Consider the following 22,565-nt stretch of genomic DNA (forward strand, 5'->3'; position numbering starts at 1 on the left):
TTCTTGCCTGCACCTGCTTCAGCGCCTGCCGGGCTCCAGGAATTCCCGGTGATTACTGACGGGGTGCCGATGGTGGCAGACTGGTAGCCGGACCGAATGGCAACAGAGAGGGCACTATGACGACGCCGGACTGGGTACAGCACACCATCTGGTGGCAGGTTTATCCGCTGGGGTTTGCCGGAGCCGAAAAGGCCGCGCTCCCGGAGCCGGCCCCCGTGTCCCACCGGTTGACGAAGCTGGTGCCCTGGCTCGACTACCTCCTGGAGATGGGGGCATCCGGCCTCGCCCTGGGGCCGGTGTTTGCCTCGGAAACCCACGGATACGACACCACGGACTACTACCGGATCGATCCCCGGCTGGGGAACGAGGCCGACTTCGACGAGGTGGTGGCGCAGGCCCATGCGCGCGGCATACGCGTGCTCCTGGACGGCGTCTTCAACCACACGGGCCGTTCCTTTGCGCCCTTCCGGCAGGCGCTGGAACACGGTCCGGACGCGCCGACGGCGAACTGGTTCGATTTCAGCTGGCCGGAGGACTGGACACCCGGCACCGAGCCGGAGTACACGGATTTCGAGGGCCATCACCACCTGGTGTCCCTGAACCACGCCGAACCCGCTGTTGCGGACTACGTGGCCGACGTGATGAAGCACTGGCTGCGCCGCGGCGCCGACGGGTGGCGGCTCGACGCGGCCTACGCCGTGCCGTCGTCGTTCTGGGCGAAGGTCCTGGATGAGGTCCGCAGCGAGTTCCCCGACGCGTATTTCACCGGGGAGTACATCCACGGCGACTATCCGCGGGACGTGGTTGCCGGCCATCTGGATTCGGTGACCCAGTACGAACTCTGGAAGGGGATCTGGAGCTCGCTCGCTGATGCGAACTTCTACGAACTCTCCGCAGCACTCGAGCGGCACAACACGTTCCTGGACACCTTCGTGCCGTTGACGTTCATCGGCAACCATGACGTGACCCGCATCGCCAGCCGGCTGGACCCGCTGGGCAGGCTGGCGCACGCGCTCGTGCTGCTCTTCACGCTGCCGGGCACGCCGGTGGTCTACTACGGCGACGAGCAGGGTTACCGCGGTATCAAGGAAGACCGCGCGGGAGGGGATGACGACATCCGTCCGCTGTTCCCGGCGTCCCCGGAGGAGCTCTCGGCCGTGGGAGCACCGGTTTACCGGCTGCATCAGGAACTGATCGGCCTGCGGCGCCGGCACCACTGGGTCCACGCCGGGCGCACCCGGGTGCATTCGCTGGCCAACGAGCAGCTGGTCTATGAGGTGTACGACGCCGGCAGTTCACTCTTCGTGGCGCTGAATCTTGCGGACACGTCCGCCACGGTGCAGCTGCCCGCCGCGGCCCGGGACGTCCTGGCCGGCGAGGGCGGGCTGGACGTTCCGGGCGGGCGGCTGGCCTTGCCGGCCAAGGGCTGGGCCGTCCTGGGGACGGCTGCAGGCTAGTACAGCTTGATGGTGCCGCCGTCGGCCATCAGGGTCTGGCCGGTCAGGTACTGCGAATCCTCGCTGGCGAGGAACACCACGATGGGGGCAATGTCCGTTTCGGGGTCGCCCAGGCGGCCCAGCGGAACGCCGTCGACGACTTCCTGGTAGGCCTCCGGGAACGCCTTGCTCCACTGGACAATGCCCGGGGTAAGGGCAACGGGGGAGACGACGTTCACGCGGATGCCGTCCACGGCCCATTCATTGGCGGCGGTGCGGGAGATGGCGCGGATGGCCTCCTTCGCGGCCGCATAGGCCACCTGGTTCGGCAGGCCCTTGATGCCGGCGCCGGAGCCGAAGTTGACGATGCTTCCGCGGGTCTTCTTCAGCTCGGGGTAGGCGGCACGCATCAGGTGGAACGTGGCCATGGTGCCCGTGTTGAAGGACAGGTCCCAGATTTCCGGCGTGGTTTCCATGATGGGGGCCTGCTTGGAGGCATGCGCGTTGTTGACCAGGATGTCCAGGCCGCCGAAGCGCTCCACGGTTTCAGCGACAATCGCGGCGGCGTTTTCGGCCTTGGAGATGTCCTTGGCGATGAAGATGACCTCGCCCTTGCCCTCGAGGTCGGCCAGGAGCTTGTCGCCCTGGGCCTGGTCGATGTCCACCACCGCGACGTTGGCGCCCTCGGTGAGGAACCGGCGGACAATGCCCTGGCCGATGCCGCCGGCGCCGCCGGTGATAATCGCGGTCTTATTGCGCAGTTTCATTTTCTTCCTTCCGTAAAACCGGACCCTTTGCCAGTGTCCGGAGCTTCGTTGAGATTCTGTTCGACGCCGGCAATGAAGCTGGCGACGAAGAAGTCGAGTGAGCGGCGCGAGCCCCGGTGGCTGATGCCCTGGGCCTGGAAGCGGGCCGCCTGCGGGTGCCGTACCGCGTCTTCGGCGGTCCAGCGGCGGTGCCCTGCGGCAGGCCGGCCGGCGCCGCCCGGCGCGTCCGCGGTCGCTGCCGAGGTGATCGCAGCCGTGCCGATCACTGCTGCCGAGATACCCAGCAGGCAGTCAAAGCCTTCGTCTTCGCTCAGCCCTGCGGAGCGCAGGCGGGTAAGGATCAGCTCCACCTCGGCAGGCGTGGCCATGTTGACGAGCCGCCGGGGGGTGAGGATGATCCGCAGCAGCCAGGGGTGCGCCGAGAAGGCCCGCCACTGGGCGTCCGCCAGATGTTCGAGGGTTTCCTGCCAGGTGAGTTCGTGTTCGGGCAGGAGCGCGTAATCCTCGGTGGCGGCGTCGGCCATCAGCAGCAGCAGGGCCCGGCGGTCCGCCACATGGCGGTAGAGCGCCATGGCGGACACGCCGAATCCGGCTGCAACGCGGCGCATGGACACGGCGTCGAGCCCGTCGGCATCGGCGATTACGACGGCGGCGGCAGCAATAGCGGCGGGGGTGAGCGGGGCGCTCCTGGGCACGGGATTCCCTTCCGGTGGAGGCATTCGGTTTACAGTGTATACCTCGCGCGTTCCACCGAGACCGAAGCCAGGAATACGCCGTCACAAAGTGTGCCGTACATGCATTCCGTAAGTGTTTGGCGGCCCTGCGTGAGGAAAGCGTGAGGATGGCGGCGGGCACCCTGCCGAGGGGCATCTAATCAGAGGCGGCACAAGGTGTGCCCGTGCTGCCTTCGGGCAGCACGCTGACCGGCTGGGGGACATTCCCGTGCTTGATGTTCTATTTGTTGTGGGCTTCGTGGGGCTTTTCGCTGCGTTTGTCCTGATGGCCGGGGCGGTGGAAAAGCTGTGATCTTTTTCAACGTCCTGGCACTTTGCCTGGGGGTAGCCGCTGTCGGGTATCTCCTCGTGGCACTGGTCCGACCGGAGCGGTTCTGATGGGCGGGTGGGTGACGGCGGGGCAGATCCTGTCCCTGGTGGTCCTGCTGGTCCTGGTCCACCGGCCGCTCGGCGACTACATGGCCCGGCTCTACACTTCCGAAAAGCACCTTCGCGTGGAACGCGGCTTTTACCGCCTGGCCGGGGTGGACGGTTCCTCCGGCCAGGCCTGGCAGAGCTACCTGCGCGGGGTGCTCGTCTTCTCCGGAGCCAGCATGCTCCTGCTCTACCTGCTCCAGCGGCTCCAGCCGCTGCTGCCGGCTTCACTCGGGCTGCCGGCGGTACCCGAGGCCTTGTCCTTCAACACTGCGGCGTCCTTCGTAGCCAACACCAACTGGCAGTCCTACTCGCCGGAAACCACCATGGGCTACGCGGTGCAGATGACCGGCCTGGCCGTGCAGAACTTCCTCTCGGCAGCGGTGGGCCTGGCCGTGGCCGTGGCGCTGGTGCGCGGACTCGCCGGACGCAATTCGGCCACCATCGGCAACTTCTGGGTGGATCTGACCCGCGGCGTGCTGCGGCTGCTGCTGCCCGGGGCGCTGCTTGCCGCGGTTGTGCTGATGATCGGCGGCGTGATCCAGAACTTCAACGGCTTCACGTCGGTGACCACCCTGCTCGGCGGCACCTCCGCTGTCCCCGGCGGACCGGTGGCCTCACAGGAGGCGATCAAGCTGCTGGGCACCAACGGCGGCGGCTTCTTCAACGCCAACTCCGCCCACCCCTTCGAAAACCCCAGCGGGTGGACCAACCTGGTCGAAATCTTCCTGATGCTCGTGATCCCGTTCAGCCTGCCGCGCACCTTCGGCACCATGGTGGGGGACCGGCGGCAGGGCTACGCCATCCTGGCCGCCATGGCAGGCATCTTCACGGTGTCACTGGCCGCCATGACCGCGTTCGAATTCGCCGCCGCAGACGGCACAGCCGGTTCCATGGAGGGCAAGGAGCAGCGGTTCGGCATAGCCGCCTCCACGCTCTTCGGCTCCACCAGCACGCTGACGTCCACCGGTGCGGTGAACGCCATGCATGACAGCTTCAGCCCGCTGGGCGGGATGATGGCGATGCTGAACATGATGCTCGGCGAAGTGGCACCGGGCGGCGTGGGCTCCGGCCTGTACGGCATGCTGATCCTTGCGGTCATCACCGCATTCGTGGCCGGACTCCTGGTGGGACGCACGCCCGAGTACCTGGGCAAAAAGATCGGGCCGAAGGAAATCAAGCTCGCCAGCCTCTACATCCTCACCATGCCCACCCTGGTCCTGGCCGGAACCGCGCTGAGCTTCGCCGTTCCCGGGATCCGCGCCGACATCGAAGGGACCTCCATCCTGAATACCGGGCTCCACGGCTTCAGCGAGGTCCTGTACGCCTTCACCTCCGCGGCCAACAACAACGGCTCCGCATTTGCCGGCCTCACGGCCAACACCCCGTGGCTGAACACGGCGCTGGGTGTGGCCATGCTCGTGGGACGCTTCCTGCCGATGATCTTCGTGATCGCCCTGGCCGGCGCCTTCGCCGAACAGGGCAAGGTCCCCGCGTCCGCGGGCACCCTGCCCACCCACCGGCCGCAGTCCGTCACGCTGCTGTGCGGCGTCACCGTGATCGTGACCGCCCTGACCTTCTTTCCCGTACTCGCGCTGGGTCCCCTGGCGGAAGGACTGCACTAACCATGTCCACACTTACCAAACCCCTGGAGCCGGAAACATCCGAAACTCCGGCACCCGCCCGGCGCGGCATCACCGCCGGTTCACTTGCGGCCGCCCTGCCCGGAGCCTTCCGGAAACTGGACCCGCGGCTGATGGTCCGCACCCCGGTGATGTTCATTGTCGAAGTGGGCGCCGTCCTGATTACCGCGATCGCCGTTGCCGAACCCTTCCTCGGCGGTCCCGCCGATTCCGGCGGCACGGCAGTTCCGGGTGCCTTCTCCTGGCTGATTGCCGCCTGGCTCTGGGCCACCGTGATTTTCGCGAACCTGGCCGAATCGGTGGCCGAAGGCCGCGGTAAGGCCCAGGCAGCCAGCCTGCGGAACAGCCGGGCCACCACCACTGCCTATCGGGTGGACGGCTATGACGCAGGCCGGGATCCGGCTGCCCTCGGCGTTGCCCTCACGGAGGTTCCCTCGGCGGATCTGGCACTGGACGACGTCGTAGTGGTCGAAGCCGGTCAGGTCATCCCCGGGGACGGCGACATCATCGACGGCATTGCCTCCGTGGACGAATCCGCCATCACCGGCGAATCCGCTCCGGTGGTCCGCGAATCCGGCGGCGACCGCTCGGCGGTCACCGGCGGCACCCGGGTGCTGTCGGACCGGATCGTCGTCCGGATCACCAGCAAGCCCGGCGAGACCTTCGTGGACCGGATGATCCGGCTCGTGGAAGGTGCCGCCCGGCAGAAGACCCCGAACGAGATTGCCCTGGACATCCTGCTGGCCACGCTGTCCCTTGTCTTCATCGTGGTGGTGCTGACCCTCAACCCGCTGGCAAGCTACTCGTCAGCGACCGTGAGCATCCCCGTGCTGGTGGCGCTGCTGGTCTGCCTGATCCCCACCACCATCGGTGCGCTGCTGTCCGCCATCGGCATTGCCGGCATGGACCGGCTGGTCCAGCGCAACGTCCTGGCCATGTCCGGCCGTGCCGTGGAGGCAGCCGGCGACGTCACCACCCTGCTGCTCGATAAAACCGGAACCATCACCTACGGCAACCGGCAGGCCGCCGGGTTCATCCCCATCAACGGCACTGAAGCTACCGACCTGATTGACGCCGCAGTGCTGTCCTCCTTCGGTGACCCGACCCCGGAGGGCAAGTCCATCGTGGACCTGGCCGCCGCGAAGGGCTGCCGCCCCGAACCGCCGCCCGGATCCGTCAGTGTTCCCTTCACTGCCCAGACACGGATGAGCGGCATGGACTTTCCCGACGGAGCCAAGATTCGCAAGGGTGCCTCTTCCGCGATCCTGGACTGGACCGCCGAATCCGGCGGCATCGACGTCGACGTCCTGATCGCCGTTGAGGACCAGGTGAAGAAGATCTCCACCGGTGGCGGCACCCCGTTGCTGGTCGCTGTCCGGGACGCCGACGGCGGCACCCGGGTGCTCGGCGTCGTCCACCTGAAGGACGTGGTGAAGGAAGGCCTGAAGGAACGCTTCACCCAGCTGCGGGCCATGGGCATCCGCACCGTCATGATCACCGGTGACAACCCGTACACCGCCAAGGCCATTGCCGCCGAAGCAGGCGTGGACGACTTCCTCGCCGAAGCCACGCCCGAGGACAAGATGGCGCTGATCCGCCGGGAACAGGCGGGCGGGCATCTCGTGGCCATGACGGGTGACGGCACGAACGACGCGCCGGCGCTGGCCCAGGCCGACGTCGGCGTGGCCATGAACACCGGCACCTCCGCGGCCAAGGAGGCCGGCAACATGGTGGACCTGGATTCGGACCCCACCAAGCTGATCGACATTGTCGGCATCGGCAAGCAGCTGCTCATTACCCGCGGCGCACTGACCACCTTCTCCATCGCCAACGACATTGCCAAGTACTTCGCGATCATTCCGGCCATGTTTGTCGGGATCTTCCCGGGCCTGGCGGCGCTGAACCTGATGCAGCTGCATTCCCCGGCCTCGGCCATCCTTTCAGCGGTGATCTTCAACGCGCTGATCATCGTGGTGCTGATTCCCCTGGCGCTGCGCGGGGTCAAGTACCGGGCTGCCGGATCCTCATCGGTGCTCAGCCGCAACCTGCTGGTGTACGGAGTTGGCGGCGTCATTGCTCCGTTCATCGGCATCAAACTCATTGACCTGCTGATCAGCCTGGTTCCGGGGTTCTGACATGGCGACCCCTATCCGCACCGTACCCAGCACCACCCTTATAAGGAGCAGGAAATGAACCCCGTCCGCAGCAGCATGCGCCAGCTCGGCGTCTCCCTCCGCGCCCTGGCGGTGTTCACGCTCTTCCTCGGCATTGTCTATCCGCTGGCAGTGGCCGGGATCGGCCAGGCGGCCCTGCACGGCCGGGCCAACGGATCGATGGTCAGCAGCGGCGGCAGCGAGGTGGGCTCGAAGCTGATCGGCCAGTCCTTCACGGACGCCGACGGCGCGGCCCTGCCTCAGTGGTTCCAGTCCCGGCCGTCCGCGGCGGGGGACGGATACGACGGCGGCGCCTCCAGCGGGTCCAACCTCGGACCCCTGAATGAGGACCTGGCAGCGGCCGTGGAAGAACGGCGCTCTGCCGTCGCCGACCTGGAAGGCGTGGCTCCGGAGGATGTCCCGGCAGACGCCGTCACTGCCTCCGGCTCAGGGTTGGATCCGCACATCAGCCCCGAATATGCCCGGATGCAGGTGGAAAGGGTGGCCGCCGAACGGGGACTTGACCCCGCACAGGTGCAGGCCCTCGTGGAGGACGCCACGCAGGCTCCCTTCGCCGGAATCCTGGGCAGCAGTACCGTCAACGTGGTGGTTTTGAACATTTCGCTGGCGGAGCTGGACACTTAGTCCATGACGCGGGGACAACTGAGGGTATTTCTGGGGGCGGCACCCGGGGTGGGGAAGACCTACGCCATGCTCGAAGAAGGGCGCCGCCTCCGGGATGAGGGGGCCGACGTCGTCGTCGCGCTGGTGGAAACCCACGGGCGCGCCGGGACGGCGGCCGCGGCCGAAGGCCTGGAGACCCTCCCGCGGGCCGTCCTGCGCCACCGGGGGCTGGAACTGCAGGAGATGGACCTGTCCGCCGTCCTGGCGCGGGCCCCCGAATATGCCTTGGTGGACGAACTCGCCCATACCAATGTGCCCGGCCTAAAGAACGAGAAACGGTGGCAGGACGTTCAGGCCCTGCTGGACGCGGGAATCAACGTCCTGTCCACCGTGAACATCCAGCACATTGATTCTCTGAATGACGTGATCGAACAGATCACCGGTACGGTGCAGGCGGAAACCGTACCGGACGCCGTGCTGCGCGGAGCCGAACAGGTGGAGCTGGTGGACCTCGCCCCGCAGTCCCTGCGCGGGCGCCTCGCGGACGGGGTGATCTACCCGGCCGAGCGGGTGGACGCCGCCCTGTCCAACTATTTCCGCCTCGGAAACCTCACCGCCCTGAGGGAACTGGCCCTGCTGTGGCTGGCGGACGAGGTGGACTCGGCACTGAACCGCTACCGGGCCGAGCACGGCATCAACCGCAAATGGGAGGCACGGGAACGGGTGGTGGTCGCGCTCACCGGCGGCCCGGAGGGACGTACCCTGCTGCGCCGCGGTGCCCGCATTGCCGCCCGGTCCGCCGGCGGCAAACTGCTGGCCGTGCACGTCTCCGGCGCGGACGGCCTGCGGGGGCCGGAGCCCGGGGAACTTGCCGCACAGCGGATGCTGGTGGAGAAACTCGGCGGCACGTTCCACCAGGTGGTGGGCAACGACGTTCCGCGGGCCCTCGTCGACTTTGCCCGCAGCGTCAACGCCACCCAGCTGGTGGTGGGAGTCAGCCGGCGCCCGCGGATTGCCGCCCTCCTTTCCGGACCCGGCATCGGCGCTACGGTCATCCGCGAGTCCGGGGACATCGACGTCCACATGGTCTCCCACTCGGCGGCGGCCCGGTCTCTGGTGCTGCCCCGCTTCGGCGGGGCCCTTTCCAGGCGCCGGCGGCTGCTGGGCTTCGGCTTCGCCCTGCTGGGCGGGCCGCTGCTTACCGCAGGGCTGGTCTCCGCCAGGAGCGCCGAAACCATCACCGGAGACGTGCTCAGCTACCAGCTGCTGGTGATTCTGGTCGCGCTGGTCGGAGGCATCTGGCCGGCCCTGTTCGCCGCCCTGCTCTCCGGCCTGACCCTGGACTTCTTCTTCATTTCCCCGCTCTATACGGTCACCGTGGCCACTCCCTCGCACATGCTGGCGCTGGGACTGTACGTGGTCAACGCACTGCTGGTCAGCTACGTGGTGGACGCCGCGGCGCGGCGGGCCCGCACCGCCCGGCGCTCGGCGTCGGAATCCGAACTGCTCGCCTCGGTGGCCGGCAGCGTGCTGCGCGGCGAGGACGCACTCGGGGCGCTGGTGGGCCGGACCCGCGAGGCGTTCAGCGTGAGCGCCGCACGGCTGCGCTCGAACGGCGAGGACCTGTATGCGGACGGCGAGTGGCCCGCCTCCGTCCGCCCCGACGACCCGGCGTTTACCCGCCTGCAGGTGGGGGAGCAGTGCTCCCTGGATTTGTGGGGCCGGGAGCTGGCGGCCTCGGACCGGCGCCTGCTGGCGGTGATCGCCGCCCAGCTGGAGGCGGCACTGGAGCACCGCGAGCTGACCGAAACCGCCCGGGGACTCGGCTCGCTGGCCGAGGCGGACAAGGTCCGCACGGCGCTGCTGGCCGCCGTCGGGCATGACCTGCGCCGGCCGCTGACCGCTGCCACCGCCGCGGTGACCGGACTAAGGGCGACAGACGTCACCTGGTCCGAGCAGGACCGGAATGAACTGCTGGCCACCGCCGAGGAATCACTGGACTCCCTGTCCGGGCTCGTCACGAGCCTGCTGGACGTGAGCAGGCTGCAGGCCGGGGTCATCGGGGTGAGCCTGGAGCCGTTGGACGTCGCGGATGCGGTGCTGCCGGCACTTGAGGAGCTGGAACTGGGTCCGGCGGATGTGGAACTCGAAATCCCCGCCGCTCCGCGCGTGGTCCTGGCGGACATGGTGCTGCTGCAGCGGGTGCTGGTCAACCTGCTGGCCAACGCGGTGCGTTTCAGCCCGGCAGGCACCAAATGCGTGCTGTCCGTCAGCGAGTTTGCCGGCCGCGTGGAAATCCGCGTCATAGACTCAGGACCCGGCGTTCCGGAGCAGAGGAAAGGCGAGATCTTTGTGCCCTTCCAGCGGCTCGGGGACACTGACAACTCGACCGGCCTGGGCCTTGGCTTGGCGCTGGCCAAAGGATTTACGGAAGGTATGGGCGGAACACTGGAAACCGAAGACACCCCGGGCGGCGGGCTGACCATGGTCCTCTCGCTGCCGGCCGCTGCACGCCGCGTGCCCGCGGGCGGGCTGCAGTTCCCGGCGGTGGCCGGATGAAGATCCTGATCGCCGACGACGACGTGCAGATCCTCCGGGCGCTGCGGATTACCCTGAGCGCCTACGGCTATGAGGTGGTGACCGCGGAAAGCGGCAGCGCCGCCGTCCGCAAAGCAGTGGACACCCATCCGGACCTGCTGGTGCTGGACCTGGGCATGCCGGGGCTGAGCGGGATGGACGTCATTGAGGCCGTCCGCGGCTGGAGCGCGGTGCCGATCCTGGTGGTGTCCGGACGGATCGATCCGGCGGACAAGGTCCGGGCCCTGGACCTCGGGGCGGACGACTACGTCACCAAGCCCTTCTCCACCGAGGAACTGCTGGCCCGGATCCGCGCACTCTCCCGCCGGTCGCCCTCGGCGGCAGGGCCCAGCGAAATCACGTTCGGAGCGGTGCGGGTGGACCTTGCGGCCCGGCGCATAGCCCGGCTCGACGACGGCTCGGACATCCGTCTCACTCCCACCGAGTGGCGGTTCCTGGCGGAACTGCTGGCCCATCCGGGAATGCTGATCACCCAGCAGACGCTGCTGACCAATGTCTGGGGACCGGGCACCACCGACTCCGGCTACCTGCGCCTCTATATCGGCCAGCTGCGGCGGAAACTGGAGACCGACCCGGCTGCTCCGGTGCACCTGCTGACCGAGCACGGCATGGGGTACCGCTTTGTGCCCTAGCGCAGTCCCTTCCTGCGCCTGCCGGGCCAACGCACCGGGGGCTTAACGCAATGAGCGTCCGGCCCCTTGCGGGGTCGGACGCTCATCTTTGCGTATTGGGGCTAAGTAGCCTTATGCGCGGTAGAACACGGGGCCGGAGCCGACGTTGACGGACTGGACAACGGTCTGGTTGCCGTTCCAGCCGCTGTGGATGGCCTGGCCGTCGCCGATGTAGATGGCAATGTGGGCCAGGCCCATGCCGCCGTCGGCGTAGTAGACCATGTCACCGGGCTCCGGAGTGGAGACCTGGGTGCCGTAGGCTGCCAGCTGTGCGGGAGCAAGGTCTCCGACGCTGTGGCCTGCGGCGCGCAGGGCAACCTCAACCAGGACGGTGCAGTCCTGGGCTGCGCCCAGCTGCGACTGGGCCGAAGCCAGCATGATGGCGTTGGTGCCGCTGGCTGCAGGCGTTGCGGCAGCCGGCGTGATGTTGGTGGACTGGGTGGTGACGACGCCGGTGTTGGCGGCCTCGGCCGGTGCGGCTGCCGGTGCGGCAGCGGCCGGTGCGTAGGACGCAGCCGGTGCGGCGGCAACTGCCGGAGCGGCAGCCGGAGCAGCTTCGCCGGCAACGGTGATGACATCACCGGGGTAGATGATGGATTCCAGGGCCAGGCCGTTCAGCGCCAGGACGGTGTCCAGGCCAACGCCGTAAGCAGCGGAGATCTGGCCCAGGGTGTCACCGGAGGCGACGGTGTGGGTGGTGGCGGCTGCGGGAGCAGCTGCCGGTGCGGCTGCAACGGGGGCTGCTGCGACCGGAGCGGCCGGTGCAACTGCCGGCGACGGCGTGTAGTTGTCGTTGGCGACTACTCCGGCGGAGGCCGGTGCTGCCATGCTGAGCATGAGGCCGGAACCGGCGACGACTACGGCAGCGGCACTGCCGATGGTCCGTCCGCGGCCAGCGGCGGCGATGTTCTCGGCGCGGTGGCGTCCACGAGTCTTGTTGAAAGTCATGTAATAACCTCTCCCGATACCTGCGAGGTGAGCTGTCGGATGCGGATGGGAGACACCCGGCCGCCGGCGGTAACCGGTCGGCTTAACCCCAAGGATTCAAGGAACCCGTAAATGGTTCCCCCGCCTCTGCCGTGGTAGTGCGATCTGTGGACCCCGGAACCAGCGGCAGAGCTAGGTAACAAGCCCCGGGGGAGCCGCATCAGAAAGCGGCATGGGTATAACCGTACTGGATAGTTACGGTTGGATAACCATTATGTGATCTGCTTCTCGCGGGCGTGTGAGCGGGGCCGCGGTATGGTAGGGAATTTACCCCTCATGTGCCACTTCGGGTACCAGTAGCATCAATTTTAACAGGCCCGCTCCGGGCGTGTCGCCTTCAGGAAGCCGGCCGGGGGATTTCCCAGCCATCCCATGTGTAACAAGGGCATCAGCCGCCGGTTCTCCGGGGGCGGACGAGGCAGGTTTCAGCAGCGGAACACCTTCCCGTCGAAACGGGAGTGACGGGTGTGGTCCCATCCGTATCATCAGCATCACCACGGGCCCAAATGAGTGCGGGATCACGGAAATCGGCCAAGGTTGCCCGTCCCGGAGCGTTTCCGGCTCAGGGGAGGCAGCCGTCCCGTTGCCGTCCTGGGGGATTTTCGATCCGGTCCAGGCGGCGCGTAAGGTTGTTAGGCAGCCTTTCAATACGGCGGCAGTGTCAAGTAAACAGGAGTGGGCAGTGGCTGGCAGCGGTTCGAAATTATGGACTCGGGGATTCGTGCTGGCGATCGTCACCAATCTCTTTATTTCAATGGTGTTTTATCTGCTGATGACCAGCATGGCGTTGTACGCCGTGCAGGAGTTCTCCGCCTCCGACGGGGCCGCCGGATTCGCCTCCGGTTCCTTTGTCCTCGGTGCGCTGGCGGCGCGCGTGTTCGCCGGCAAGTTCCTGGACTTCGTGGGACGGCGCCGGCTGCTGGTGATTAGCCTGGCAGTGTTCGTAGCCGCGTCGCTGCTGTACATCCCGGCGTCGAACCTGGCGTTGCTGCTCACCGTGCGGATCCTGCACGGCATGGCATTCGGTGCGGCAAGCACGAGTATCTCCGCCTCCGTCATGGGGCTGATTCCCGTCCACCGGCGCGGTGAAGGCACCGGGTACTTCGGCATCTCCACGACCCTGGCCACCGCCGTCGGCCCGTTCCTGGCGGTGTTCCTGGTGGACTCCGTGAGCTACCGCGCCCTGTTCCTGTTCGCGGCCGCCTGCGCCGCCGTCGCACTGGTGCTGTCCCTGGTGCTCCGGCTGCCGGAACGCACACCCGGACCCGAGGAACAGCGGAACAAATGGCGGATGCACCTGACGGACGTCATTGACCCGTCCGCATTGGCCATCGCCTCGGTCATGTTCATTGCCGGAGCGGCGTACGCCGGAATCCTGTCCTTCCTGAACTCCTACGCACAGAGTGAAGGGCTGGTGCTCGGTGCCAGTCTCTTCTTCGTGGTCTACGCCGGCGTCGTGCTGGTTTCGCGGCTCTTTGTGGGGCGCATCCAGGACCGGCACGGCGACAACGCCGTGGTGTACCCGACCCTGGTCTCCTTTGCCGTGGGCCTCGCCTTGCTGGCCTACGCACCGAATGACGCGGTGATGGCCGTGGCCGGGGTCTTCGTAGGCTTCGGCTTCGGGGCCCTGATGCCGTGCGCCCAGGCCATCGCCGTCAGCATGGCTCCGCCGACCCGAATCGGCCTTGCCACCTCCACCTTCTTTATCCTCATGGATGCGGGCGTGGGGCTCGGGCCGTTGCTGCTGGGGGCGCTCCTGCCGCTTACGGGCTTCCACGGGATGTACTGGGTGCTCGCAGCGGTCCTGCTGGCGTCCACCGTGCTGTACCACTTCGTGCACGGCCGGAAGAACTACCGCCCCGGCGCACCGGTGGATCCGGCCCGGGGCGTTCCTGCCGCCTGACACGGTAGCCTCTTTCCCACACGGCTCCGTCAAGGGAAAGCAGGACCATGGCACGCGAGGAAACCACCCTGACCGTCCCCGGTCCGGAAGGTGAACGGCAGATCCGGATCTCCAGTCCAGGCCGGATCATCTGGCCCGATCCGGGGATAACCAAACTCGATCTGGCCCGGTACCTTGCCGACGTCGGCGACGCCTTCATCCGGGCCAACGGCAGCCGGCCGGTGTCCCTGGAACGCTTTCCGGAAGGAATCGGCTGCGAGGAGTTCTTCTCCAAGAACCCGCCCCGGGGAATGCCGGAGTGGATGCGCTCCGTCACCGTCACGTATCCCAGCGCCCGGTCGCATCCGCAGGTGGTGCTGGACGAGCCGGCCGCCGCTGTATGGGCCGCGCAGATGAACACCGTGGTGTTCCATCCGTGGCCGTCACGGGCGGAAAACACCGATAACCCGGACCAGCTGCGCATCGACCTGGATCCCCAGCCCGGCACGGACTTTGGCGACGCCGTCCGGCCGGCGCAGGAACTGCGGTCCATCCTTGCCGAGGCCGGACTGGACGCCTTCATCAAGACCTCCGGAAACCGGGGTATCCATCTTTTCGCGCCCATCCGTCCGGACCATGAGTTCCTGGACGTCCGGCACGCGGTCATCGCCGCGGCCCGGGAAGTGGAGCGCCGGATGCCGGAGAAGGTCACCACGGCGTGGTGGAAGGAAGAACGCGGCACACGCGTGTTCGTGGACTTCAACCAGGCCAACCGCGACCGGACCATGGCCGGCGCCTACAGCCCGCGGGCCCTGCCCGGCGCCCCCGTGTCCTGCCCGATCACCTGGGATGAGCTGGAGCGGGTGCGGCCGGCGGACTTCACCATGCAGACCGTTCCGGAGCGGCTGCGCACGGTCGGGGATCCCTGGGCAGACATGTCCGCCCGTCCGGGGTCCATCGACGTGCTGCTGGGCTGGTGGGAACGGGACCTGGCCAACGGACTCGGGGAGCTCCCCTTCCCGCCGGACTATCCGAAAATGCCGGGGGAGCCGCCGCGGGTCCAGCCCAGCCGGGCCCGCCGGAAGGACTAGGCCTTCTGCACCGTGATGGACCACTCCGCGGGACCCCGCTTGGAGAAATCCGTGACCGGGTAGCCGCTCTCGGCGGCCCAGCGGGGAATCGCGTCCGTGGCCTGGGTGCAGTCGAAGTGGATGACGAGCTCATCACCGGCGGTCAGCGTGGTCATGGCCTGCTTGGCCTCCACGAGGGGGAAGGGGCAGACGGATCCGTTGGTTTCCAGGGTGACCTGTGCCATGGTGTGTTTCCTTTTCTATCTTTGAAGGGGATTAGACGCCGGCCGGGACGCGCGCGGAGGCGGGCGCCGGGCGGTGGTTCATGATGGTGAGCTTCGCGGCGACGCCGGTGCCGAGGATCATGAAGATCAGTGCGGTCCAGCCCTGGAAGGTGAACTGTGCCGTCTGCACCATGGCGTTGCCGATGGTGCAGCCGCCGGCCAGCGCGGCGCCGATGCCCATCAGGGCGCCGCCGGCGAGGCTTTTCACGGCGGTGGCGGCATCGGGCACCCGGACCCGGAACTCGCCGCTGCCCTTGGCGGCGATGAATGAGCCCAGCAGGATGCCGATGACCAGGTACACGCCCCAGTCAACGAGCTCCGCATCACCGGTAACCAGGTAGCTGACCAGCTTGGAGGACGGTGTGGTGATGCCCAGTCCGTCTTCACGGCCCGTGGCCCAGCTCAGCGGCCACGCGGCGGTGGCGATAAGACCGATGACGACGGCGGTGGCGAAGGCGTTCCACGGCTTTTCGAACAGGAGATGTGCCAGTCCGGTTTTCGACGCCGGGAGCGCTGCCATGGCGAACTTCGGCTTGGCCAGGTGGTGCCGCACGGCCAGGGCCACTGCCGCTACGAGTACCGCCACCAGCAGCCAGGGCGAGACGCCCAGGACCGAGTAGATGGTGCTTTGCTCCACGGTGACCGACCGCATGGCGGTGTTGAACCCGGCCAGCGGGCCGGTCTTCATGATCGCTGCGAAGAGGGCGTAGGAGATCAGCGCAAGCCAGCTGCCGACCAGGCCTTCACCGGCACGGTAGTAGGTGCCCGTGGCGCAGCCGCCGGCCAGGATAATGGCAAAGCCGAAAATGAAGCCGCCGACAACGGTGGCCAGCCAGGGAAAGGAGTCGGCCTGCAGGGTGATGACGCCGGCGGCGTCCAGCGCGAAAACACCGACGCTCTGCACGGCCACCACTACCAGGAATGCGGTGAGCCACCGGGTGTTGCGGGTGACCCAGACGTCCCGGAAGGCACCGGTGACGCAAAAGCGTCCGCGCTGCATGACGAACCCGAGTGCCAGTCCGACCAGCAGGCCTGAAATAAGCATGGAACTGCTCCTAGAGATAAAGAGTGCCGCGGCAGGCTGCCGCAGTTGAGCAACGCTAGCGGGGACCGTTTCCGGCCGCCAAGGAATATGGCCGCGCATGTCCGCGGGTTAAGCCGCATGACGGGCGGCTGGACTCCAGGCCTGTCCGGGCGTCAAAGTTCTCGCTGCCCCTTTCGATGCAGGCCGTCCGTTCCGTGGCCCGGGAAGGGGGCGCGGTGGCAGAATCGGAGGGCACGCAGCAGACACGGGCAGCCAGGACGCAATGTCGACTATCTCAGTGGTCATCCCCGCGCATAACGACGCCGCGATGCTCGCTGCCTGCCTGCGGGCAGTGTCCCGGCAGACCCGGACACCGGACGAAGTGCTGGTCGTGGACAACGCCAGTACGGACACAACGGCAGAGGTCTGCCGTGCGGCGCACGTCCGCAGGATCTACGAACCTGACGTGGGGGTTGCCGCCGCGACCTTCCGGGGCTTTGACGAGGCACGCGGGGAATTGCTGGCCCGGCTGGACGCGGACTCGGTGCCGCCGCCGCACTGGCTGGCCCAGCTTGAAGCCGCGCTCCTCGCGGGGGGCGAGAACACCGCGGTAACCGGGCCGGGGGAGTTCTACGGCTCGGGCCCGGCGATCCGGTGGATAGCGGAAACCCTCTATATCGGCGGTTACCGGTGGTCCATGACCCTGCTGCTGGGGCATCCGCCGCTCTTTGGGTCCAATTTCGGCCTCCACGCCGGCATGTGGCTGCGCCTGAGGAACCGGGTGCACCGGGGCCCTCCCCGGGTCCATGACGATCTGGACCTCTGTTACCAGCTGCGTCCGGGAATGCAGATCCGCTGGGACCCGGAGCTGCGCGTGGGAGTGTCTGCGCGGCCCTTTGACAGCTTGCGGGGCCTGGGGCGCCGGGTGGCCATGGCCTATACGACATTCAAAGTCGACTTTGCGCAGGAGCCGCCGTGCCGGCGGCGGCGGGAGCGGAAACGCAGTGTCAGCCGGCGGAGTCGAACAGGTGCAGCAGGTCCCGCGTGAACTGGTGGGGCGATTCCTCGCTGGGACTGTGTCCGCTGCCGTAGGAGGCAAAGGAAGCGCCAATGCTGTCCGCAAATTCACGGTGCAGCCGGGTGGGCCAGACATCATGTTCGCCGACTGCCACGAATTTCGGCACGGGGGAGGCAGCCAGGGCCGCCCGCAGATCCGGGGCACGGCGCATCAGTTGCACTATGTCTGCGACGGACTCTTTCCGGGTAATCGTGAACCGATGGGCGACAAGCCGCATCCTTCCGGGGGAAGCACCGATGAAATTGCGCTGCACGCCCCAGATGATGAGGTTGGCGCTGATCCGGGCTCCGACCAGCGGGGCAGCCCAGCCGATGCGGCTCACGCTGCGGAAGGCCTGCCCGGACCGGGGCGGGCAGCCCAGCAGGGTGATGCTGCGGAACAGGTCGGGCCGCCGGAGCAGTGCCAGCTGCGCAACAACTCCCGCGAACGAATAGCCGACCACGTGGGCCGGGCCGCAGGCGGAGAGCACGGAGATGAGGTCCTCCGTGAACAGCTCGTAGTCATACCGGCGGCGCGGCGGCACCAGGTGTTCGGGGCCGGCGCCTGCGGACTCGTATTGGCCCGCAAGGTCGAAGCTGAAGGCCAGGTATCCCGCCGACGCCAGCTCCGGCAGCATGAGTGAGAAGTCCTCCTTCGATCCCATGACGCCGGGGACCAGGACCACTGCCGGCCCGCCGGGATTTCCCATGCTGACGGCCGCCAGGGGCCCGCTGGGAGCCGGAAACTGGGAACGGGTGCTCCCGGGCGGAAGGACTGACCAGTCGACGTCGCCGAGCAGCGCATCGCGGGCGGCAGCAGGATCAGCCGGCACAGCCGGTTCGGCGGGCAGCCTCCCCGCGGGGCCCCGGCCGGCAAACCTGCCGCGAATCACCATGGCTCACAAGATAGCCGTCCGAAAGGGTCCACGTCAGCCGAGCCCGGACCTGCGGCGCGCGGTGCCGGTCATTTCCTGCCGCGCGGGCAGGCAGGCCGGCCGCGACCGGCCAGCGCGGTAGAATTTGGTTGCCTGCCCCGAAATTCCCCCGACTCAGGAGCCGACGTTGCCCGCAAAGCGTAACCCCAACAAGTTTGTCTATCGAGGCATCGTTTTTACGGGCCTTGCCGCCCGAAGCCTTCTGCGGGTTCCCGTGCTTCCCTCCGGCCTGGAAAACCTTCCGGCTGACGAGGTAATCCGCGGCCTGAACCGCACCGTGGTGCCGGGGAAGGGAGCGGTGGTGGCCATCACGCATTTCGGCTACCTCGACTTTGCGTTTGCGGAGCTTTTGATGTGGCGGCAGCTGAAGGTCCACATGCGGTTCCTCGTCACGAAGAAGGCCACCAAGAAGAAGTTCGTCCAGGCCGTCTGCGACTGGTGTGAGCATGTGGTGGTGGACCGTGCCGACGGCGCGGCCGCCTACAAGGAGTCCGTCGCGAAACTGCGCAGGGGGGACTACCTTGCCGTCCTGCCGGAGGCCGGGGTCAGCCGCAGTTTCACTGTGCGGCAGCTCAAGACCGGTGCCGTGCGCATGGCCGCCGAGGCCGGTGTGCCGATTATTCCGGTGTCCGTCTGGGGCGGCCACCGCATGCTGACCCGCGGGCACGGCCTGAGCTTCAAGGCGGCATGGAGGAACCCGGTGCGGGTGCACGTGGGCGAAATGATCCGGGTCGGCGCGGATGCCGACGTGGCGAAGGAGACCGCCCGCCTGCAGGAGGAACTGCAGGCGGGTATCGACCACTGCATCGATACCTATCCCGTAACTCCCGAGCCGGGCGCGTGGTGGATGCCGCGGAGCCGGGGAGGCAGTGCGATGGCCGTGGAGGAGCAGCAGGTCCTCGACGCAGCAGACCGCGAAAAGTACAAAATCACCGGCTGACGCATCGGAAACGCCGCCGGCGGATGCAGCTGCCGGCGGCGTTTTGCACTGACGGGGGTGCTAGAGGATCGGATTACCGCCGGTCACGGCAATCCGGGCACCGGAGATGTAGCTGCCGTCATCCGAGGCGAGCAGGACGTAGGTCGGCGCCAGTTCGGCGGGCTGCCCCGCCCGCCCCAGCGGAGTGTCCTCCCCGAACGCGGCCACCTTGTCCTCGGGCATGGTGGCCGGGATCAACGGAGTCCAGATCGGCCCGGGAGCCACGCTGTTGACCCGGATGCCGCGCTCGCCCAGCAGCTGGGAGAGGCTGGCGGAGAAGTTCGCAATGGCGGACTTCGTGGCCGAGTACGGTGCCAGCGTGGGCACCGGCATGTCCGAGTTCACCGACGAGGTGCCGATAATCGACGAGCCGGGAGCCATGTGCGGCAGCGCCGCCTTCACCAGGTAGAACATCGCGTTGATGTTGACCTTGAAGGTGTACTCCCATTCCTCATCCGGAATCTCTTCGATCGTCTCGTGGTCCATCTGGAACGCGGCATTGTGGATGAGGATGTCCACCTTCCCGAATTCCTCGACGGCCGTGCCGATGACCTTCCGGCACTGCTCGGCAGTGTCCAGGTCCCCGCGGACCAGGACGGCTTTGCGGCCGGCTTCCTCGACCAGCCGCGCGGTGTCCCGGGCGTCCTCGTCTTCGCTCAAGTAGGAGATCAGCACGTCCGCACCCTCGCGTGCATACGCAATGGCCACGGCCCGGCCGATGCCGCTGTCGGCGCCGGTAATGACTGCGGCTTTCCCTTCGAGCTTGCCGCTTCCGCGGTAGGTGTCTTCACCGCAGTCGGGAACCGGCGTCATGGCTGCCTGGGTTCCGGGTACTTCCTGCTGCTGTTCCGGCTGGTTCATCAATGTCCCTTCGTTGATGCAGTAACGCAGTGCCTGTGCGGTAACTATAAGTAGGCTTGCTTTCGCGGCGCCAGTGAGGCCGCAGGCTTAGGCGAGGGAATCCAGGGCCTCTGCCACCGGCGTCGGGCCGTTGTTGAACTCGATGGTCTTGCCGGCCGTTTCGGGGCGGTCGAGGACCTCGGCCGCTACATGGGCAACGTCCTCGCGGGAGACCGATCCACCCTCAATGCCGGGGCCGGTTTCGATCTTGCCCGTGCCGGGATCCATGGTCAGCCCGCTCGGGCCGAGGATGGTCCAGTTCAGGCGGCTGGCCTTCAGGTGCTCATCGGCATCGGCCTTGGCCTGGGCGTACGCAAAGAATGAATTGTCTTCGGGGACTCCGTGATCCTGGCCGGCGCCGAAGTAGGAAACCATGACATAGCGGTCCGCGCCGGCCGCCTCGGCGGCATCCATGGAACGGATGGCAGCGTCACGGTCCACGGCAAAGGTGCGTTCGGGGCTGCCGCCTCCGGCACCGGCACTCCAGACGACGGCGTCCTGGCCGCGAAGCAGCTCGCTGATCTGTTCCGTGGACAGGTTTTCCACGTCCGCGACGACGGCCTCCGCGCCGGTCTGTTCCACCTCGGCTGCGTGGTCCGGGTTGCGGAAGATCGAGGTGACGGTGTGACCCGTCCCGTTCAAGCGGCGGGCCAGGTGCAGGGCGACTTTTCCGTGACCTCCGATAATGGCGATGCGGGACATGTACGACTCCTTCTGTTGATGGCTGTCCCTCCACCATAAGCATGCTGTCGAATTTTTGCCCGTTTGAGGACGCTCCCTTCCGCCAAGGGCTTAGCGGCTGGCGCCAATAGCGTTGACGGGGATAGCGGGGGCCTTCGGGGCGTGGTTATGATCGCGCTGGGCTCGAAAACCTCGGAAGGAACGCTGTGGCAACAACTACGGCTCAGCCGGACCTCACGGTTTCAACCGCTGACGGAACAGTGCGGGGAACCGAAATAAACGGCGTGCGGGTATGGCGGGGGATTCCCTACGCCGCCCCTCCGATCGGGGAGCTGCGGCTGCGCCGGCCGCAGGCTGTCCGGCCCTGGGCGGGAGAGCTGGATGCCACCCGGTACGGCGCGGCACCGCCCCAGGACCGGGGACTGCTCTCCATGGGTGCAGGCCGGAAGTCATCCATGGACGAGGACTGCCTCACTATCAATGTCACGGCACCGCTCACGAAGGCACCGCCGCGGCCGGTCCTGGTGTACCTCTACGGAGGCGGCTTCACCGGGGGCGCAGCCTCGGCTGCAGCCTACGACGGGCGGACTCTCGTCAGGGGCGCGGACGTGGTCTACGTCTGCATGAACTACCGGCTGGGGGCACTGGGGTTCATGGATTTCCGCAGGTATTCCACCCCCGAACGTCCCTTCGACACGAACGTCGGGCTGGCCGACCAGGTGGCGGCACTGCAATGGGTGCAGCGCAACATTGCCCGGTTCGGCGGGGACCCGGAGAACGTCACGGTCTTCGGCGAGTCGGCCGGGGCCACGTCCGTCACCACACTGATGTGCGTTCCCTCGGCCGCGGGCCTGTTCCACAAGGCGTTTGCGCAGAGCCCGGCAGCGGCCAGTGCGTACGGCCCGCAGCTGCCGCAAAAATGGGCCGGAGAGCTGATGGAACTGCTCGAGGTGCCGGAGGCGGAGGCCGGGAACGCCCTGGCGACTCTGCCGCCGGAGCGCCTGGTGGACGCCGTCGTCCGGCTGACGCGGAAAGTGGCGCCCGACGCCGAGCCCGGGGCCCGGCCCGTAGCCCCGGTGGTGGACGGCGATTTCCTGCCGCTGCATCCGCTCGATGCCTTCCGGGCCGGCAAGGCCCATCGGATTCCGCTCGTCATCGGCACCATGTTCCGGGAGGGCGCACTGTTCGACCGGATGCTGGACATCCTCCCCACCACGGAGGCACGCATCGATACGATGTTTGACCGCACGGAACCGGAGCTGAAGGAGCAGGTCCTGGCCGCCTACCCCGGCTACCCGTCAAAGCGCGCCGCGGTGGATGTCGGCGGCGACGCCGTCTTCTGGCTTCCCAGTGTCCAGGTGGCGGATGCACATTCCGCCCACGCACCGACTTGGTCCTACCGGTTCGATTACGCGCCGCGCGCCGCCCATCTGCTGGGGATCGGCGCCACCCACGGCCTGGATATACCGGCAGTCTTCGGGAACTACGACAGCGGTCTGGGCCGGCTCCTGACCCGGCTTGGCGGCAAGCGCACCGCAGTGTCCGTCAGCAACAGGTTCCGCGGCGCGTTGCTCCGTTTTGCCCGCACCGGAAACCCGGGACTATGGCCTGCCTATGACGCCGGTTCCCGTGCCACCAAGGTCTTCGACAGTGCCGACCATGTGGTCCGGGACCCGTGGAAGGCCCGCCGTGAGGCCTGGAACGGGTACCGCGGCTACCGCTGAGGC

The 22,565-nt window shown here is 67.4% G+C and carries 20 protein-coding genes and 1 riboswitch; of the genes, 12 read left to right on the forward strand and 8 right to left on the reverse strand.

The features are described 5' to 3' along the window. The first annotated feature begins 116 nt into the window (after positions 1 to 116). The gene (locus AC5RT8_RS01910; protein ID WP_494094009.1) at positions 117 to 1,457 is read left to right on the forward strand and encodes an alpha-amylase family glycosyl hydrolase; all 1,341 of its coding nucleotides are present in this window, start codon (positions 117 to 119) and stop codon (positions 1,455 to 1,457) included. Here AC5RT8_RS01910 and AC5RT8_RS01915 read toward each other — a convergent pair. After that, a complete protein-coding gene (locus AC5RT8_RS01915; RefSeq protein WP_494094010.1) occupies positions 1,454 to 2,203 on the reverse strand; it encodes an SDR family NAD(P)-dependent oxidoreductase in 750 nt (249 codons plus the stop codon). The genes AC5RT8_RS01910 and AC5RT8_RS01915 overlap by 4 nt on opposite strands. Continuing rightward, complete coding sequence (locus AC5RT8_RS01920) at positions 2,200 to 2,898, reverse strand: TetR/AcrR family transcriptional regulator (RefSeq protein ID WP_494094011.1); 699 nt, start codon at positions 2,896 to 2,898, stop codon at positions 2,200 to 2,202. The genes AC5RT8_RS01915 and AC5RT8_RS01920 overlap by 4 nt, the downstream gene beginning before the upstream one ends. Positions 2,899 to 3,225: 327 nt before the next feature. Between AC5RT8_RS01920 and AC5RT8_RS01925 the strand changes: the two genes are divergently transcribed. The 6 genes from AC5RT8_RS01925 to AC5RT8_RS01950 are packed head-to-tail and all read left to right on the forward strand — an operon-like array spanning position 3,226 to position 11,001. Next, positions 3,226 to 3,315, forward strand: a complete 90-nt coding sequence (locus tag AC5RT8_RS01925) for a potassium-transporting ATPase subunit F (RefSeq protein ID WP_494094012.1) — start codon at positions 3,226 to 3,228, stop codon at positions 3,313 to 3,315. Then, entirely contained in the window at positions 3,315 to 4,976 is a 1,662-nt protein-coding gene (kdpA, locus tag AC5RT8_RS01930; protein ID WP_494094013.1) for a potassium-transporting ATPase subunit KdpA, read from the forward strand. The genes AC5RT8_RS01925 and kdpA overlap by 1 nt, the downstream gene beginning before the upstream one ends. 2 nt (positions 4,977 to 4,978) lie before the next feature. Further along, positions 4,979 to 7,129 (forward strand): potassium-transporting ATPase subunit KdpB, encoded by a 2,151-nt coding sequence (gene kdpB, locus AC5RT8_RS01935; protein WP_494094014.1) that lies wholly within the window; start codon positions 4,979 to 4,981, stop codon positions 7,127 to 7,129. A 54-nt stretch (positions 7,130 to 7,183) separates the two neighbouring features. Beyond that, complete coding sequence (gene kdpC, locus AC5RT8_RS01940; RefSeq protein WP_494094015.1) at positions 7,184 to 7,792, forward strand: potassium-transporting ATPase subunit KdpC; 609 nt, start codon at positions 7,184 to 7,186, stop codon at positions 7,790 to 7,792. Between the two features lie 3 nt (positions 7,793 to 7,795). Further along, positions 7,796 to 10,330, forward strand: a complete 2,535-nt coding sequence (locus tag AC5RT8_RS01945; protein ID WP_494094016.1) for an ATP-binding protein — start codon at positions 7,796 to 7,798, stop codon at positions 10,328 to 10,330. Beyond that, on the forward strand, positions 10,327 to 11,001 hold the full coding sequence (locus tag AC5RT8_RS01950) for a response regulator (RefSeq protein ID WP_494094017.1): 675 nt from the start codon (positions 10,327 to 10,329) through the stop codon (positions 10,999 to 11,001). The genes AC5RT8_RS01945 and AC5RT8_RS01950 overlap by 4 nt, the downstream gene beginning before the upstream one ends. Before the next feature lie 111 nt (positions 11,002 to 11,112). Here AC5RT8_RS01950 and AC5RT8_RS01955 read toward each other — a convergent pair whose 3' ends face one another. Next, positions 11,113 to 11,988 carry a LysM peptidoglycan-binding domain-containing protein gene (locus tag AC5RT8_RS01955; protein ID WP_494094018.1) on the reverse strand — a complete coding sequence of 292 codons (876 nt, stop codon included), beginning with the start codon at positions 11,986 to 11,988 and terminating at the stop codon, positions 11,113 to 11,115. Positions 11,989 to 11,991: 3 nt separating this feature from the next. Next, positions 11,992 to 12,135, reverse strand: a riboswitch (cyclic di-AMP (ydaO/yuaA leader). Positions 12,136 to 12,748: 613 nt separating this feature from the next. Between AC5RT8_RS01955 and AC5RT8_RS01960 the strand changes: the two genes are divergently transcribed. Both AC5RT8_RS01960 and ligD read left to right on the forward strand, forming a co-directional pair. Then, the gene (locus AC5RT8_RS01960) at positions 12,749 to 13,930 is read left to right on the forward strand and encodes an MFS transporter (protein ID WP_494094019.1); all 1,182 of its coding nucleotides are present in this window, start codon (positions 12,749 to 12,751) and stop codon (positions 13,928 to 13,930) included. 47 nt (positions 13,931 to 13,977) lie between these two features. Beyond that, positions 13,978 to 15,000: a non-homologous end-joining DNA ligase gene (ligD, locus tag AC5RT8_RS01965; RefSeq protein ID WP_494094020.1), complete on the forward strand. Its 1,023-nt coding sequence runs from the start codon at positions 13,978 to 13,980 to the stop codon at positions 14,998 to 15,000. On the opposite strand, the gene AC5RT8_RS01970 is transcribed toward ligD, so the two are convergent. Both AC5RT8_RS01970 and AC5RT8_RS01975 read right to left on the reverse strand, forming a co-directional pair. Next, positions 14,997 to 15,224 carry a sulfurtransferase TusA family protein gene (locus AC5RT8_RS01970; RefSeq protein WP_494094021.1) on the reverse strand — a complete coding sequence of 76 codons (228 nt, stop codon included), beginning with the start codon at positions 15,222 to 15,224 and terminating at the stop codon, positions 14,997 to 14,999. The two genes, ligD and AC5RT8_RS01970, sit on opposite strands and share 4 nt — an antisense overlap. Positions 15,225 to 15,255: 31 nt before the next feature. Continuing rightward, positions 15,256 to 16,308 (reverse strand): YeeE/YedE family protein, encoded by a 1,053-nt coding sequence (locus AC5RT8_RS01975; protein ID WP_494094022.1) that lies wholly within the window; start codon positions 16,306 to 16,308, stop codon positions 15,256 to 15,258. A gap of 262 nt (positions 16,309 to 16,570) precedes the next feature. Between AC5RT8_RS01975 and AC5RT8_RS01980 the strand changes: the two genes are divergently transcribed. Then, the gene (locus AC5RT8_RS01980; RefSeq protein ID WP_494094023.1) at positions 16,571 to 17,335 is read left to right on the forward strand and encodes a glycosyltransferase family A protein; all 765 of its coding nucleotides are present in this window, start codon (positions 16,571 to 16,573) and stop codon (positions 17,333 to 17,335) included. Here AC5RT8_RS01980 and AC5RT8_RS01985 read toward each other — a convergent pair. After that, positions 17,295 to 18,239 carry an alpha/beta fold hydrolase gene (locus AC5RT8_RS01985; RefSeq protein WP_494094024.1) on the reverse strand — a complete coding sequence of 315 codons (945 nt, stop codon included), beginning with the start codon at positions 18,237 to 18,239 and terminating at the stop codon, positions 17,295 to 17,297. The two genes, AC5RT8_RS01980 and AC5RT8_RS01985, sit on opposite strands and share 41 nt — an antisense overlap. Before the next feature lie 166 nt (positions 18,240 to 18,405). Between AC5RT8_RS01985 and AC5RT8_RS01990 the strand changes: the two genes are divergently transcribed. Beyond that, complete coding sequence (locus tag AC5RT8_RS01990; protein ID WP_494094025.1) at positions 18,406 to 19,218, forward strand: lysophospholipid acyltransferase family protein; 813 nt, start codon at positions 18,406 to 18,408, stop codon at positions 19,216 to 19,218. A 60-nt stretch (positions 19,219 to 19,278) separates the two neighbouring features. Here AC5RT8_RS01990 and AC5RT8_RS01995 read toward each other — a convergent pair whose 3' ends face one another. Continuing rightward, the gene (locus tag AC5RT8_RS01995; protein ID WP_494094026.1) at positions 19,279 to 20,118 is read right to left on the reverse strand and encodes an SDR family oxidoreductase; all 840 of its coding nucleotides are present in this window, start codon (positions 20,116 to 20,118) and stop codon (positions 19,279 to 19,281) included. 87 nt (positions 20,119 to 20,205) lie between these two features. After that, positions 20,206 to 20,859, reverse strand: coding sequence for an SDR family oxidoreductase (locus AC5RT8_RS02000; RefSeq protein ID WP_494094027.1), 654 nt, complete (start codon positions 20,857 to 20,859; stop codon positions 20,206 to 20,208). Between the two features lie 185 nt (positions 20,860 to 21,044). On the opposite strand from AC5RT8_RS02000, the gene AC5RT8_RS02005 reads away from it, so the two are divergent. Further along, on the forward strand, positions 21,045 to 22,562 hold the full coding sequence (locus AC5RT8_RS02005; RefSeq protein WP_494094028.1) for a carboxylesterase/lipase family protein: 1,518 nt from the start codon (positions 21,045 to 21,047) through the stop codon (positions 22,560 to 22,562). Positions 22,563 to 22,565: the final 3 nt, after the last annotated feature.

It is taken from the genome of Arthrobacter sp. Ms25, from assembly GCF_059090365.1.